Origin of the sequence: Streptomyces sp. NPDC058751 (assembly GCF_042746485.1) — a bacterium.
In the GTDB taxonomy this organism is placed as follows: domain Bacteria; phylum Actinomycetota; class Actinomycetes; order Streptomycetales; family Streptomycetaceae; genus Streptomyces.
Window position 1 is genome coordinate 779 of sequence record NZ_JBHYPZ010000062.1, and the last position, 13,839, is coordinate 14,617.

14 protein-coding genes are annotated in these 13,839 nt (G+C 69.6%); 8 read left to right on the forward strand and 6 right to left on the reverse strand.

The window, feature by feature from the left end; genetic code table 11:
• Nucleotides 1-198: 198 nt before the first annotated feature.
• Nucleotides 199-852 carry a DUF5701 family protein gene (locus tag ACFW6B_RS37665; RefSeq protein WP_386603740.1) on the forward strand — a complete coding sequence of 218 codons (654 nt, stop codon included), beginning with the start codon at nucleotides 199-201 and terminating at the stop codon, nucleotides 850-852.
• A 480-nt stretch (nucleotides 853-1,332) separates the two neighbouring features.
• On the opposite strand, the gene ACFW6B_RS37670 is transcribed toward ACFW6B_RS37665, so the two are convergent.
• Both ACFW6B_RS37670 and ACFW6B_RS37675 read right to left on the reverse strand, forming a co-directional pair.
• Entirely contained in the window at nucleotides 1,333-1,827 is a 495-nt protein-coding gene (locus ACFW6B_RS37670) for a hypothetical protein (RefSeq protein ID WP_386603742.1), read from the reverse strand.
• Nucleotides 1,828-1,919: 92 nt separating this feature from the next.
• Nucleotides 1,920-2,717: a class I SAM-dependent methyltransferase gene (locus tag ACFW6B_RS37675; RefSeq protein ID WP_386603744.1), complete on the reverse strand. Its 798-nt coding sequence runs from the start codon at nucleotides 2,715-2,717 to the stop codon at nucleotides 1,920-1,922.
• A gap of 17 nt (nucleotides 2,718-2,734) precedes the next feature.
• Here ACFW6B_RS37675 and ACFW6B_RS37680 point away from each other — a divergent pair, with 17 nt between their 5' ends.
• The 7 genes from ACFW6B_RS37680 to ACFW6B_RS37710 all read left to right on the forward strand — a co-directional run bounded on the left by ACFW6B_RS37680 (nucleotide 2,735) and on the right by ACFW6B_RS37710 (nucleotide 9,271).
• Nucleotides 2,735-3,088, forward strand: coding sequence for a hypothetical protein (locus ACFW6B_RS37680; protein ID WP_386603746.1), 354 nt, complete (start codon nucleotides 2,735-2,737; stop codon nucleotides 3,086-3,088).
• Between the two features lie 117 nt (nucleotides 3,089-3,205).
• The gene (gene kdpF / locus ACFW6B_RS37685) at nucleotides 3,206-3,295 is read left to right on the forward strand and encodes a K(+)-transporting ATPase subunit F (RefSeq protein WP_037896654.1); all 90 of its coding nucleotides are present in this window, start codon (nucleotides 3,206-3,208) and stop codon (nucleotides 3,293-3,295) included.
• Between the two features lie 32 nt (nucleotides 3,296-3,327).
• On the forward strand, nucleotides 3,328-4,989 hold the full coding sequence (gene kdpA / locus ACFW6B_RS37690; RefSeq protein ID WP_386603749.1) for a potassium-transporting ATPase subunit KdpA: 1,662 nt from the start codon (nucleotides 3,328-3,330) through the stop codon (nucleotides 4,987-4,989).
• A 32-nt stretch (nucleotides 4,990-5,021) separates the two neighbouring features.
• Nucleotides 5,022-7,127, forward strand: a complete 2,106-nt coding sequence (gene kdpB, locus ACFW6B_RS37695) for a potassium-transporting ATPase subunit KdpB (protein WP_386603751.1) — start codon at nucleotides 5,022-5,024, stop codon at nucleotides 7,125-7,127.
• Nucleotides 7,128-7,150: 23 nt separating this feature from the next.
• A complete protein-coding gene (locus tag ACFW6B_RS37700; RefSeq protein ID WP_386603753.1) occupies nucleotides 7,151-7,819 on the forward strand; it encodes a potassium-transporting ATPase subunit C in 669 nt (222 codons plus the stop codon).
• A 281-nt stretch (nucleotides 7,820-8,100) separates the two neighbouring features.
• On the forward strand, nucleotides 8,101-8,892 hold the full coding sequence (locus ACFW6B_RS37705; protein WP_386603754.1) for a hypothetical protein: 792 nt from the start codon (nucleotides 8,101-8,103) through the stop codon (nucleotides 8,890-8,892).
• Entirely contained in the window at nucleotides 8,885-9,271 is a 387-nt protein-coding gene (locus ACFW6B_RS37710; RefSeq protein ID WP_386603756.1) for a GntR family transcriptional regulator, read from the forward strand. The genes ACFW6B_RS37705 and ACFW6B_RS37710 overlap by 8 nt, the downstream gene beginning before the upstream one ends.
• A gap of 209 nt (nucleotides 9,272-9,480) precedes the next feature.
• Here the strand turns inward: ACFW6B_RS37710 and ACFW6B_RS37715 are convergent, their stop codons facing one another.
• From ACFW6B_RS37715 to ACFW6B_RS37730, 4 genes are all read right to left on the reverse strand, one after another.
• Nucleotides 9,481-10,140 carry an MSMEG_1061 family FMN-dependent PPOX-type flavoprotein gene (locus tag ACFW6B_RS37715; protein WP_386603757.1) on the reverse strand — a complete coding sequence of 220 codons (660 nt, stop codon included), beginning with the start codon at nucleotides 10,138-10,140 and terminating at the stop codon, nucleotides 9,481-9,483.
• A 91-nt stretch (nucleotides 10,141-10,231) separates the two neighbouring features.
• Complete coding sequence (locus ACFW6B_RS37720; RefSeq protein WP_386603819.1) at nucleotides 10,232-10,897, reverse strand: nitroreductase; 666 nt, start codon at nucleotides 10,895-10,897, stop codon at nucleotides 10,232-10,234.
• Between the two features lie 115 nt (nucleotides 10,898-11,012).
• Entirely contained in the window at nucleotides 11,013-11,726 is a 714-nt protein-coding gene (locus tag ACFW6B_RS37725) for a hypothetical protein (RefSeq protein WP_386603759.1), read from the reverse strand.
• A gap of 265 nt (nucleotides 11,727-11,991) precedes the next feature.
• Nucleotides 11,992-13,584: a serine/threonine protein kinase gene (locus ACFW6B_RS37730; protein ID WP_386603761.1), complete on the reverse strand. Its 1,593-nt coding sequence runs from the start codon at nucleotides 13,582-13,584 to the stop codon at nucleotides 11,992-11,994.
• Between the last annotated feature and the right edge of the window lie 255 nt (nucleotides 13,585-13,839).

The following is a 13,839-nucleotide window of genomic DNA, read 5'->3' on the forward strand; positions in this document are numbered from 1 at the left end:
CGCGGTAGGGGTGTAGGTCGGGGGGGGCTGCCGCGGGGGGGTCGCTCTGTTTCACTGGGGGGGGGTCCCCCCCGGGGGGGGGGGCAGGGGGGGGGGTGGGTCCCCGCCCCCCCCGCGCGGTGGGCCTGCCAACCCTCCGGCGGAGTGTCTCGTTTGACCTCAGGTCCACCGCTTCGAACCGTAGACCAAGGAAGCGATATGTCGGAGACCCCGTCCATCCTCACCGCCCCTCTTCCACCGCTTTCCGCCCAGGCAGCACGCCTCATCGAGCTTGGCGTGCACGAACTCGCGGGGATTCCCGCAGACGACCTGCACGCCTTCGCCGAAAGCGCCGACTGTGAAGAGGGCGACGCCCTGCTCGCCGTCCTCCCCGGTCGCGCCCCTGCTTCCACCCTCGCGCCGTTGCTTGACCGTGCCGGTAAGCAAGGCTTCGTTGTCACCGACATGACTGACGTCGACCGCTTCACCCCCTGTGCCGTTGAACTGCCCGACGCTCCTCTTTACCTCGTCACAGGCCTCGACCGCGGTGACCACCTGGCCAACTGGAGCCCTGACGAAGCACTGCCCGCTCTCGCCAAGGAGAGCCGCACCCCGCTGCTGCTCACCGAAGGCATCCACTGGATTCTCCAGCAGCCGGCGATCCTCGAGCGCAACCGCTGCTTCATGACCATCGGCTCCCGGCTGCGCAAGGACAACGGCGCCCTGGACGCCCGCACACCGGCGATCTGGATCAGCAACGGCACGGGACGAGACGGCCGCGAGCGACGCAACGCCCCGAAAGTCGGCTGGTGCTGGTGGGGCAACCGTCACACCTGGCTGGGTTTCGCCTCCGCCATGGACCGCAGGATCTAGCAGCACGTCATAAGACCCCAGGCCAGAAACCGTCCGGACGATCATATGACTGCCCCCTGGCTGGGTAACTGACATGAGTATGGGACGGGGTGATCTGGCGGATGCCGCGTGGCAGCGACTACGACCGTTCCTGCCGGTCGGCAGTGGACGTTGCCTCCTTGCTCAGCCTGCCCGCGCGATCGGTCAGCTTGCCGCTTCTTCTCGGCGATGTGCCGCAGGCTCTCCTGCAGAGCGGCGACCTCGCCCGGCCACCGGATCCGATGGGCCTCTTCAAGTCGTCGACAAGTGTTCGCCTCGATCTTCATCAGCCACGGGGCCTGGGCCGAGTCGAGTCGAGTCGAGTCGAGTCGAGTCGAGTCGAGTCGAAGCATCGGACAGCGGACGCACGCTGCCCTGCCCTGAACTACCGCTTGGATATCGCCGAATGAGCTGTCGAGCTCAGCCATGCCGGTAGGCGGTCGGGCACGGGCCCTACGACTCTCAGTACATCTTCCCGATCTCCCATGCTCGCGCCCGCTCTCCGGCGTTCTCCGGGTGGATTCGCTCGGCCAGGCACTGCCGGTGGGAGATGACGGTGTGGCTTCCTGGGCCGTCGTTGCTCCGCGAGTCCAGGACGAGGGCGTCTCCACCTGGGCTCAACGTGATCCGTTCACCACAGAAGTCGCAGCGCCAGGCCAGCGACTCCAGGTCGGCAGGCCGGATGCTGAGCCGCACTGACACCGGCGGACGCCAGCACTGTATCTGCTCGATCACCGCATCGATCTGCGAACCGACGGGTGGAAAGAGCGCGAGCAGTTCGGCATGGCTGCTCGTGGTCCGGGAGAACTGCTGGATCATGTCGATGGAGGCCGACAGACCGGCGTTCTCGTAACCGACGATCTCGACAACCACACCCCACGGGTGATGGCTGAGGACCCTGGCCTGAACCTTCTGGCCAGGCATGAGCGCCAGACTCTCCGTCTCGAACCTTTCCATGAACCCCTTCCCCGTCCTTATAGTCGCAGGCCTTGCGCTGTGGTTGCTCGAAGACGTCCCAGGTCACTTGGTCTGTTCTTCGTGGTCCGGGCTCAGACGCCCTGCTTCCGCGCCGTCAGCTGGAAGAGCCGAGCGGTGTGCATGTAGGGCGGACGCGCGGTCGTGGCGAGTTCCAGTTGCTCGAGGTCGGCGTAGAACGCCGGGTCGTACTTTCGCGCGTCGTCGGTGATGTAGTCGCAGAAGCTGCGGATGCCGTAGTGCTGTACGTCCTGGCAGCCGAGGCTCCGCAGGACAGGGATGATCTCTTCGGCCGTGTGGAGTGTCACCGCCGAGTCGAACGTCTGGGCCCGGGACCGGTCCGTGCCGAGCGCGGCCAGCGCGGCGGCGGGGTCGGTCTCGCGAACGGCGATGTTCAAGGCTGCCGAGTGACGGTTGATCGCCATCATCGAGAACAGCCCGCCGGACTTCAGCGGGGCGAGGGCCGTGGCGAGGACGCCCGGCACGTCGTCCACGTACTGGAGAAGGTTGTGGCACAGGACCACGTCGAACGCTCCATCGGCGATATCGGCGGGCAGAGCGGTCACGTCGGCGTGCACGCATGTGATCAGCTCCGTCAGGCCGGCCGTCGAGGCCCGCTCGGTCGCGGCGGCGAGCATGGCGGGTGCGTGGTCGACGATGGTGACGTGATGTCCGCGGGCGGCCAGGCGCATCGCGTCACCGCCGTCGCCTCCGGCGAGGTCGAGTATCCGCAACGGACCGTCGCCCAGGTCGTCGAGATGACGGGCGAGGTTCGCCTCGGCGATCGCGTACCGCAGACGGCCCCAGGGGGCGTCCTGCCATTCCTGCCAGGTGGTCATCGCGCTGTTGAACTTCTCGGGAGCTCCAGGCATCCGGCGACGATAACCGAGTGACGTCGCCCGCGTTCCCGCCGGCCGACGACACCGTGAGCGGGGCGTTCTCGCTCGGTGACGAGGTCCGCGGGGTGACCGTCCGCCACACGGATCTCGAGGACCAGGAGCAGAGGCACACCTTCGAACGCTCCTGGGCGGAGCGAGATCCCGGCATGGAGCTGGTGCGGCCGGCGTACGAGCGGTGTGGTCCGGGCCGTCCCACGGCCGCCTACGTCCATGAGGCAACCGCCGCGACGGTCTCGTCGAGGGTGCGGATCAGCGGCCGTAAGAGCCCCGTCAAGGCCGGATGCGCCGCCGTAAGGGAGCCGTCAACGGCGGCCGGATCCGGTCACGGCGGCGGTTTCCTCTAACTGTCCGATCAACCGAACCTCACTTCAGGAGTTCGCGATGGCCGATCTGGCCTTCGTCGTCACCGTGCTCGCGGGTTTCGCGCTGGTGGCCCTTGTCGCCAAGGGGGTGACGAAGCTGTGACCGCCGAGAACGTCGTCGGCCTGATCGTGGCCGTCGCCCTGCTGGGTTATCTCGTCCTCGCCCTGGTTTTCCCGGAGAGGTTCTGACGGTGACATCAGCTTCTGTCGCAGCGGACGGCATGAGCCCTGTCCTCGCCGGCGTCCTCCAGTTGCTCGCCCTCACAGGCGCGCTGGCGCTTGCCTACATCCCCGTCGGCAATTACATGGCCCGGGTCTACTCCTCCACCAGGCACCTCAGGGCGGAGAAGTGGATCTACAAGGGCATCGGTGCCGATCCCGACGCGGAGATGACCTGGCCCGCCTATCTGCGCGGTGTCCTGGCCTTCTCCGCGGTCAGCGTCCTGTTCCTGTATCTGCTCCAGCGGCTGCAGGGCGTGCTGCCGGGGTCGTTGCACTTCGACTCGGTCGACCCGGCACAGTCGTTCAACACGGCCGTGTCGTTCGTGACGAACACCAACTGGCAGTCGTACTACGGCGAGCAGACCATGGGCCACGTCGTGCAGACCGCCGGTCTGGCCGTGCAGAACTTCGTCTCCGCGGCCGTCGGCATGGCGGTCGCGGTGGCGCTGGTACGGGGCTTTGCACGGTCGCGCACCGGTGAGCTGGGCAACTTCTGGACCGACCTGGTGCGCGGAACGCTGCGCATCCTGCTTCCGGGTGCCGCGATCGCCGCGGTGGTCCTCGTCGCCTGCGGGGCGATCCAGAACTTCTCCGGCATTCACGAGGTCGGACAGTTCACTGGTGGCTCGCAGCAGTGGAACGGCGGCGCGGTCGCCTCCCAGGAGGCCATCAAGGAGCTCGGCACCAACGGCGGCGGCTACTTCAACGCCAACAGCGCCCACCCCTTCGAGAACCCGACCCCGTTCACCAACCTCTTCGAGATCTTCCTGATCCTGGTGATCCCGTTCTCACTGACCCGGACCTTCGGCGTGATGGTCGGCTCGGTGAAGCAGGGCTACGCGATCCTCGCCACGATGGCCACCATCTGGATCGGCTTCACCGCGCTGATGATGTGGACCGAGTTCGCCCACCACGGTCCCGCGCTGCAGGCCGCGGGCGCCGCGATGGAGGGCAAGGAGACCCGCTTCGGTGTCGGCGCCTCGTCGATCTTCGCCGTGGCGACGACACTCACCTCGACCGGCGCGGTGGACTCCTTCCACTCCTCGTTCACCGGGCTCGGCGGCGGCATCACCCTGCTGGGCATGCAGCTCGGCGAGATCGCGCCCGGCGGCACCGGGTCCGGTCTCTACGGCATGCTGATCATGGCGGTCATCGCGGTGTTCATCGCCGGTCTGATGGTCGGCCGCACCCCCGAGTACCTGGGCAAGAAGATCGGCGGCCGCGAGATGAAGCTCGCCGCCTGCTACATCCTCATCACCCCCGCCTTGGTGCTGGTCCTCACCGCCGCCTCCATGGCGCTGCCGACCCCGCCGCACTCGATGCTCAACTCCGGCGCGCACGGATTCTCCGAGGTGCTGTACGCCTTCACCTCGGCGGCCAACAACAACGGCTCGGCCTTCGCCGGTCTGAACGCGAACACCGACTGGTACAACACGACGACCGGGCTCGCGATGCTGCTCGGCCGTTTCCTGCCGATGATCTTCGTGCTGGCGCTGGCCGGCTCGCTCGCCGGACAGCAGCCGGTCCCGGTGACGGCCGGCACCCTGCGCACCGAGAAACCGCTGTTCACCGGTCTGCTGGTGGGCGCGATCCTGATCATCACCGGTCTGACCTACTTCCCGGCCCTCGCCCTGGGCCCGCTGGCCGAGGGGCTGGCGTGATGACGACCCGCACAGAGAACCCAGAGGACTCCATGTCCGCAACCACACCCACCATGGCGCCGCACCGCGACGTCCTCACCGGGCACAAGCCGGCCGAGGGCCGTGTCGGAGCGGGCCTGTTCGACCCCAAGCAGCTCATCAGGTCCGTACCGGAGGCGTTCCGCAAGCTCGATCCGCGGGTGATGGTCAAGGCGCCTGTGATGTTCGTGGTGTGGATCGGCTCGGTCCTGACCACCGTGTTCTCCTTCCAGCACCCGGGTGACTGGTTCGGCTGGACGATCAGCGCCTGGCTGTGGCTCACCGTCGTCTTCGCCAACCTGGCGGAGGCGGTGGCCGAAGGGCGCGGCAAGGCGCAGGCGGACACCCTGCGCAGGGCCAAGACCGACACGGTCGCCCGCCGCCTGCTGGAGGACGGCGCCGGTTCCGAGGAACAGGTGCCGGGCACCGCGCTGACGATCGGCGACCTGGTCGTCTGCGAGGCCGGTGACATCATCCCCGGCGACGGTGACGTCGTCGAGGGCGTGGCCTCGGTGGACGAGTCGGCCATCACCGGTGAGTCGGCCCCGGTCATCCGGGAGTCCGGCGGCGACCGCTCCGCCGTCACCGGCGGCACGAAGGTGCTCTCCGACCGGATCGTCGTCAAGATCACGACGAAGCCCGGTGAGACCTTCATCGACCGGATGATCAACCTGGTCGAGGGCGCGGCCCGGCAGAAGACACCCAACGAGATCGCGCTCAACATCCTTCTCGCGTCCCTGACGATCGTCTTCCTGCTGGCCTGCGCCACACTGCCGCCGCTCGCGGACTACGCGGGCACCCACCTCACGATGGTCGTGCTGGTGGCCCTGCTGGTCTGTCTGATCCCGACCACCATCGGCGCCCTGCTCTCCGCGATCGGCATCGCCGGCATGGACCGGCTGGTGCAGCGCAACGTGCTCGCCATGTCCGGACGGGCGGTCGAGGCCGCCGGGGACGTCTCGACGCTGCTGCTGGACAAGACCGGCACCATCACGCTCGGCAACCGGCAGGCGTCCGAGTTCGTCCCGGTGACGGGGACGACCGAGGCCGAGGCCGCCGACGCCGCCCAGCTCTCCTCCCTGGCCGACGAGACGCCCGAGGGCCGCTCCGTCGTCGTCCTGGCGAAGGAGAAGTACGGACTGCGCGAACGCCACCAGGGCGAGCTCACGGGCGCCGAGTGGGTCGCCTTCACCGCCCAGACCCGTATGTCGGGCGTCGACGTCGGTGGACGGAAGATCCGCAAGGGCGCCACCGCCTCGGTCGTCGCCTGGGTCGAGGAGCAGGGCGGGACGGTCTCCGAGGACGCGGACGGCATCGCGGGCGGCATCTCCGCAGCCGGCGGCACCCCGCTGCTCGTCGCCGTGTCCGACGCACGCGGTGCACGGATCCTCGGTGTCATCCACCTCAAGGACGTCGTCAAGGACGGCATGCGCGAGCGGTTCGACGAGCTGCGCCGCATGGGCATCAAGACCGTCATGATCACGGGCGACAACCCGCTGACGGCCAAGGCGATCGCCGAGGAGGCGGGCGTCGACGACTTCCTCGCGGAGGCCACCCCCGAGGACAAGATGGCGCTCATCAAGCGGGAACAGGCAGGCGGCAAGCTCGTCGCGATGACCGGCGACGGCACCAACGACGCCCCCGCGCTCGCCCAGGCCGACGTCGGCGTGGCCATGAACACCGGGACCTCGGCCGCCAAGGAGGCCGGGAACATGGTCGACCTGGACTCCGACCCGACCAAGCTCATCGAGATCGTCGAGATCGGCAAGCAACTGCTCATCACCCGGGGCGCGCTGACCACGTTCTCCATCGCCAACGACGTCGCCAAGTACTTCGCGATCATCCCGGCGCTGTTCGCCGCGGTCTACCCCAGCCTGGACAAGCTCAACATCATGGACCTGTCCTCGCCCGACTCCGCGATCCTCTCCGCCGTCGTCTTCAACGCACTGATCATCATTGCGCTGGTCCCGCTGTCCCTGAAGGGTGTGCGCTACCGCCCGACGAGCGCCGACAGGATGCTCCGCCGCAACCTCGGGATCTACGGCCTCGGCGGGCTGGTCGTCCCGTTCGTCGGCATCAAGATCATCGACCTTCTCGTCTCCCTCGTTCCCTGGCTGTAACTCCTCGAAAGCGTGCTGACGCCATGAACAACTCCGTGACCAACACCGCCCGGCTGCTCGGGGCGGGCCTGCGCGCCCTCCTCATGCTGACCCTGGTGACCGGCGTCGTCTACCCGCTGGCCGTCACCGGCATCGCGCAAGGGCTGTTCGGGAACAAGGCGAACGGCTCCGAGATCAAGGCGGACGGCAGGGTGGTCGGCTCGTCCCTGATAGGGCAGTCGTACGACCTGCCGCCGAAGAAGGGCCAGGAGACACCCGACCCGGACCTGAAGTGGTTCCAGGGCCGCCCCGCGAACGGGCTCGGCACCAACAGCGTCAACACCCGGTACAAGCTGGTCCTTTCCGGCGCCACCAACCTCGCCGCCGACAGCAAGGACCTCGTCCGGCAGGTCGAGGACGCCAAGGCCGCCGTCGTCGAGGACAACTCGGTGCCCGGCCACGAGGTCAGGCCCTCGGACGTCCCCGCGGACGCGGTCGCCTCCTCCGGCTCCGGCCTGGACCCGGCCATCTCCCCTCGGTACGCCGAACTGCAGGTGCACCGGGTCGCCGCGAAGAACGGACTGCCGGTCGGCGCGGTGCGGAAGCTGGTCGAGGAGCGGACGCAGGGCCGCACCCTCGGCTTCATCGGCGAGCCGCGGGTGAACGTCCTGGAACTCAACATCGCGCTCAAGGAACTCGTGGCGAGGAATTGACCGCCTTGGAAGACATCCGCCACGAACATCGACGGTATCCCGGCCCCGGTGAACGTGCAGGTCGTCGTCGATGCCGACAGCCACACCTGCGCCATCGGCCTCGTAGGCGGCCGGCCGCCCTCCGGCGCAAGACCAAGATCGCTCCTTGGGGTTCGACCCAGCGGCATCACGGGTGGACCCTGCCTCTCGGCGTCATCTTGTATCGGCTCTTTGACACAAGATTCCGTCTACGGCATCTTGTACTAGTCACTTGATACAAGATGATCCGAGGGGACCTCTCCATGCTCGAAACCGCCCCGCTCCAACGCCGCTTCCTCGAGCACGCCGATCACTTCGCCCGCTGGTCGGGGCTGGCCGTCGGCATCATCACCGCGCAGGCGATCTCCACACTGGGGAACGTCGAATTCGAGCAGCGCGTCGTCTTCTGCATCACGGCCTTCGGCCTGTGCGCGGTGGCAGGCGTGCTTCTCGCCGACGCGCTGACCCTGGTCCCTCAGGACGTGGTACGCACCGCGAGTCTCGTCCCTCGTCTGGTCAGAAACCACGTACCACCACGCATGGGTCCCCTGATCGCCCTTCAGGGGATCTCACTCACCGCGCTGCTGGCGATCACGGCCGTCACGGCTTCCGTCGACCCCGACCGCGTCTTCAGCACGGGGAAGGTCGTAGCCGTCACCTGCAACGGGATGCGGACGACGCTCGGTCCCTGGCCCGGCCTGTACTACAGCCTTCCGATGTTCGGCGCGCTCGCCATAGCCACTCCGACCTGCGTGTGGGCCCTGCGCCGCATCGCCGACGGAGCAGGCGGGGAGCAGCAGCGTCGCGACCGTGCGTGGGCGGTGACCGGGGCCTGGGGCCTGCTGGTGTCGAGCCAGCAGTTGTACGCCGTACTGATGGTCTCCGTCTCACTGACGGACACGGGCTGTGCCGGTGCGATGGGCGCACTCACCTTCTGGGTGTTCTACCCTCTGGCACTGCTGAACCTGTTCACCGTCGTCTGGTCCCTGGTCACCCTCGTGACCCCGAGGGCCGTGAGCGACGACGGGGCCGAGGAGTTCCCCGACCATGAATGATCCCGCCGTCCGCGTCGACACCACCAGTCAGGTGCCCCCGTACGCTCAGATCCGCGCCCAGCTCGGCGCGCTGATCCTCACCGGACGGCTGGCCGAGGGGGACCGGCTGCCGACCGTGCGCCAGTTGGCCACGGACCTCGGTCTCGCCCCAGGAACCGTGGCCCGCGCCTACCGTGAGCTGGAAGCCGCAGAGCTGATCCGCACCCGCCGCGGGGCGGGTTCCCGGGTCGCGGCACTCCCGGCCGGCCCGGCCCGGCCCCACCCCTCCCAACTCACCACCCTCGCACGCGACTTCACGTCGGCCGCCCGTGCGCTGGGCGCCGACACCGAAGCCATCCTGACCGCCGTCCGCGAAGCCCTGGACCCGAACCGTCCCTAGTACTCCCCAGGTGGTGCCCCACGGCCCGGTCCGGGTCGGAGAGAAGGTCCCCAAGGTGATTCCGTCGCTCGGAGAGCTGCCCGATCGTGATCGTTCTCGGTTCGTCGGGTACGTCGGGTACGTCGTGGAGTTCATCGCCCGACACGGGCCAGAAGCAGTCGTGCTCGAGCCTCAGCGCCCTGGCCGCACCGGTCGCGCGGGTCGGCCCGTCACTCGTAGCGGTACTTCAGCGAATCCGCCTCCGCCCGCTCGATGTCGGCGATCGTCAGCTCCGGCGTCCGCAGCTGGGCCAGCGTCACCTCGGCCGAGGCCGGCTGGGCGTCCGCCGGCGGCCACTGCTCCGGCTTCCAGGCTCCACTGCGCAGGAGCGACTTGGGGCAGTGCGGGTAGACCTCCTCGATCCCCAGCACCAGCGCACTGGCCGGGGGTTTGCCCACGGCGGTCAGCCGCGACAACAGCTCCGGGCGGGTGGAGACACAGGCCCGGCCGTTCACCCTGAGCGTCGTGGTGCGTCCCGGGATGACGAACAGCAGCCCGGCCCGTCCGGTGGCGACGACGTTCTGCAGGGTGTCCAGACGCTTGTTGCCGGTCGCGTCCGGTATCGCCACCGTCCGCGCGTCCAGGACGGCGACGAACCCGGCGGGACCGCCGCGCGGGGAAACGTCGCAGTTGCCCTCGGCGTCCGTGCTGGCGACCAGGACCAGCGACGAGCAGCCGATCAACCGTCGGGTCTGCTCGGTGAGTTCGGCCGTCTGCTTGCGTACGGCCGTGTCCTTGGGCAGTTCGTAGACCCGGCGCAACGCGTCCTGATCGGGCACGGCGTCGAGGCGGAGCGAGTCGAATGCACTGCTTGCAAGGGATGTGGTCATGCCGCCGACCCTAACGGGCCGTCCTGCGACTGATCTTGGTCGATGAGCGCGGGGACACGGAGACGGTCGTGCCTGCGGATCTCGTCGGCGGTCACACTCCGACGAAGCTCACCGTCTCCGTCATGTCCGCCCGCCCGGTACGCAGCCGGGGCACACCTTCCCTCTCGAATCCCACCGAGACACCGCAGAACAGCACGAGCCCGTCATCGGCTCCGACCGTCTGGCCGACGGTCCTGCGGTACATCGTCCACATCACCTGGGGACAGGTGTGCACCCCTTCCGCCCGCAGCAGCAGCATGACCGTCTGCAAGTACATCCCCGCATCCCCCCATTGCCCGGGACCCATCGTGCGGTCGAGGTAGCAGAACAGCACGACCGGCGCCCCGAACGCCCCCGAGTTCAAAGCGGCGATCTTCATGGGTCTGCCGGGGTCGTCACGCTCGATTCCCAGCGCTTCGTACCGCTGGGCGGCCGCGGCGGAGAAGCGGTCCAGATACGGCGAGGACAACTCGGCCGGATACATCGGATACTCCCGCTCGTCGCCCGGGTCTCCCGCGAGCGCCCTGGCCGTCGCACGCTTCTTCAGCTCGGCCAAGGGCTCGCCTGCCACGACATAGACATGCCACGGCTGGAGATTTCCGCTCGACGGAGCCCGCGCGGCAGCGGCCAGCACTCGTTCGAGAACCTCTTTGGGCACCGGCTCATCACTGAACGCCCGCACGGCCCGGCGGCTGTCCACGGCTTCGTACACATCCACGTGACTCTCGTCCTCTCGCTCGACGACAACCACCTCTCTACCCTCTTGAGCACGCGTCAGGGGAGTTCGCCGACGGGGCGGAGGGGCGACGCCGTGCCGTCGGCGCCCGGAGATGTCAGTAGCGCCAGGCGAAGGCGGCGCCCTCCCGCGGGTCACCCGGGCAGACGGCCTCGGCGACCCGGTGCGCGAAGCGCCGGTAGGCGGCCTCCTGCCCGGTGGTCAGCACCCGCGGGACCGGTTCGCCGACATCAGCCCGAACGGGCGCCGCGAGCAGCGGCCGCAGCAGGGCCAGGTCCTCCGGCGCGGGCTCGGGACGGAGCGTTTCCAGCAGGATCCGCAGGTGGCCGCACAGGCTGGAGGCGGTGGAGGGGCCGAGCGGGTAGGGGTGGTGTTCGGCGATCCGGTCCAGCAGCGCGGCGCCGTGCAGCCGCCCGGCGAGGGCCTGCGCCAGGCGGTCCAGCACGGCCGCGAGCGTGTCCAGGTCGCGCACCGCGAGCTCCACCAGGTACACGGGTATGTGTTCGCGTCCGTCGGGTCCGCGCAGGCCACTGCCCCGGGCGACCCGGTCGCGTTCCGACACGGCCTGCCGGTACACGCGGTCGCTCACCGATTCCGCGGGGTCCGTGCGTTCCACGGGTTCGGCGAAGTCGTCGGCGGGCTCGGGAACGTGGGTACGCAGCGCTTCGGGGAGGGCGGCGCGCAGCGCCTCCCACGCCGCCAGGGCCGCCACCGGGTCGATGCCGTCCGGCAGCCGCGCCGGATCCCGCTCGGCCGCGGCGGCGAGGGGGCGAGGAGCATGGAGTGCGCCCGGTGGAAGTCCCGGAGCCACGCGGGGTCGCCCGGCACGAGGCGCTCGCAGCGGACGGCCGCCGTGCCGGGAGTGTCTTCGCCGAGCGCCACAGGATCCTCCGGAGTCAGACGGTTTCAGGCAAGCGCGGACGGTCGTACGTACGGACCCGTCCGACGGCACCATCACCATATCGTCAAGATGACGATATGCGAGAGGTTTCCCTGGACCTCCCTGGTTCCGGCCCGGCTCGGCGGCAGCGGCCCGTCGTACGGCCTCCACGGCGGTCGGACTCCCGTTGCCCGGGTCAGGCGCCGACGTGTTCGGTGAGGCAGACGTACTGCGGGGGTTGCCGGCCGTCGAGGCTGCCGTAGTCCAGGACCGCGGGGTAGGTCAGACGGGTTCCGGGGTACAGGGCCGTGCAGTTCTGCTCGGTGTCGTAGAAGACGATCGCGTAGTCCCCCGACGCGTCCTGGGCACCGGCGGGGTCCACCAGGTCGGCGCCGCACTGGTAGCCGGGGGCGTTCATCAGCAGCACGCCGTCACGGGAGGTGTCGCTGCCGCTGCCGGTCCAGGCCACGCAGTAGAAGACTCCCGGGTCTCCGCCCGTGGACGGCTCGGAGATGATGTTGACCCTCTGCAGGACGGGCGGGCCACCGCACAGGCTGTCGATGTCCTTGACGTAGTACGGGGAACCGACGGCGCAGACCTTCTCCTTGGACTCGCAGACAGCGTCGCCCGTGGGGGTCTTGTAGGTGACCGGCAGGCACGTGGCGGACCCGGTCGCCGCCGGGGCCTTCTTCTCCTGACCGGCTTCCGGAGTGCCCGCCGCCCGGGAGGCGGTCGCCGCTTCCGGCGATGTGGTCACCGCCGCGGAACGCCGACCCGGGGATGCCGTGGCGGAGGCCGTCGTGCCCGCCCCGGCCCGCGTACCCCGCTGTCCGTCCCGGTCCTGTTCCACGATCAGGCGGACGCCGGCGGCGGCCACGGCGAACCCGGTCACGGCGGCCGCGGCAGTGAGCCAGAGGCGGCGGCGGGCGACCCTGCGCAGGGCCAGGCTCCAGGCCGGGTCGTCCTCGACGGCGGGCAGGCCCTCCCACCCGGCCGTCACCAGGTCACCCGCCAGGGTCGGCGCCTCGGCCCCGGGCTGGAGGACCTGCGTGCTCTGGACGGCGAGCAGTGCCGTGCACCGCCCGGCCAGCGCGGCGGCCGCGGGCCGCTCCTCCGGCGTTTTGGCCAGCGCGGACGTCACCAGGACCAGGAGGTCCTCGGGGACCCCGGCGAGGTCGGGGTCGGCGGACATCACCCGGGCCGCGACCGCGTCCGGCGCGCCGGTGCCGAACGGGAGGCGTCCGGTGGCGGCGTAGGCGATCAGTGCTCCCCAGGCGAAGACGTCCCCGGCCGGCCCCACGGCGCCGGTGCGGTAGCCCTCGGGGCTGATCCAGCCCGTGGTGCCGGTCATCACGCCGGTCCGGGTGACCGAGGTGCCGTCCAGGGCGTGGGCGATGCCGAAGTCCAGCACCCTCGGCCCGTCCGGGGCCAGGATGACGTTGCCCGGCTTCACGTCGCGGTGCACCACCCCGGCCTGGTGGACGGCCGCCAGCGCGGCCGCGGTCCCGACCGCCAGCGCGTACAGCCGGGCACCGGACAGGGGGCCGTGCTCGGCGATGTGCTCGCCGAGCGTGGGGCCGGGCACGTACGGGGTGGCCAGCCAGGGAACGGCAGCACCGGGGTCCGCGGCGAGCACCGGCACCAGACAGGGCCCCGTGATCCGCCGGGACACCTCGACCTCCCGCTTGAACCGGGCCCGGAACTCCTCGTCGCCGGCCTGCGCCGGGTGGACCACCTTGACCGCCACACGCCGCCCGCCCGGATCCAGGGCCGCATGGACCGTTCCCATACCGCCCGAACCCAGCCGGCCGATGACCCGGTACGGACCGATCCGGCCCGGATCACCGGGCCGCGCAGAACGAACACGCATGGACAACGACGCCCCCACAGACAAGAACACCCCGACCGCGCCGATCGGGCCCGCAACTGTCTCACGCGCCGTCCGGCCGCGACCGAGCGGTGCGGGACAGCCGGAACCCCCTCCCACGTCCTGCCGAAGAAGGGAAGGAACGCCCCGGAACCTCCGGTCCAGAACGCGTGCGCC

Excerpts from the sequence above, each read along its gene's own strand:
- ACFW6B_RS37665 (WP_386603740.1), top strand. The coding sequence starts at position 199 with ATGTCGGAGACCCCGTCCATCCTCACCGCCCCTCTTCCACCGCTTTCC.
- ACFW6B_RS37670 (WP_386603742.1), bottom strand. The coding sequence starts at position 1,827 with ATGGAAAGGTTCGAGACGGAGAGTCTGGCGCTCATGCCTGGCCAGAAG.
- ACFW6B_RS37675 (WP_386603744.1), bottom strand. The coding sequence starts at position 2,717 with ATGCCTGGAGCTCCCGAGAAGTTCAACAGCGCGATGACCACCTGGCAG.
- kdpA (WP_386603749.1), top strand. The coding sequence starts at position 3,328 with ATGAGCCCTGTCCTCGCCGGCGTCCTCCAGTTGCTCGCCCTCACAGGC.
- kdpB (WP_386603751.1), top strand. The coding sequence starts at position 5,022 with ATGTCCGCAACCACACCCACCATGGCGCCGCACCGCGACGTCCTCACC.
- ACFW6B_RS37700 (WP_386603753.1), top strand. The coding sequence starts at position 7,151 with ATGAACAACTCCGTGACCAACACCGCCCGGCTGCTCGGGGCGGGCCTG.
- ACFW6B_RS37705 (WP_386603754.1), top strand. The coding sequence starts at position 8,101 with ATGCTCGAAACCGCCCCGCTCCAACGCCGCTTCCTCGAGCACGCCGAT.
- ACFW6B_RS37710 (WP_386603756.1), top strand. The coding sequence starts at position 8,885 with ATGAATGATCCCGCCGTCCGCGTCGACACCACCAGTCAGGTGCCCCCG.
- ACFW6B_RS37715 (WP_386603757.1), bottom strand. The coding sequence starts at position 10,140 with ATGACCACATCCCTTGCAAGCAGTGCATTCGACTCGCTCCGCCTCGAC.
- ACFW6B_RS37730 (WP_386603761.1), bottom strand. The coding sequence starts at position 13,584 with ATGGGAACGGTCCATGCGGCCCTGGATCCGGGCGGGCGGCGTGTGGCG.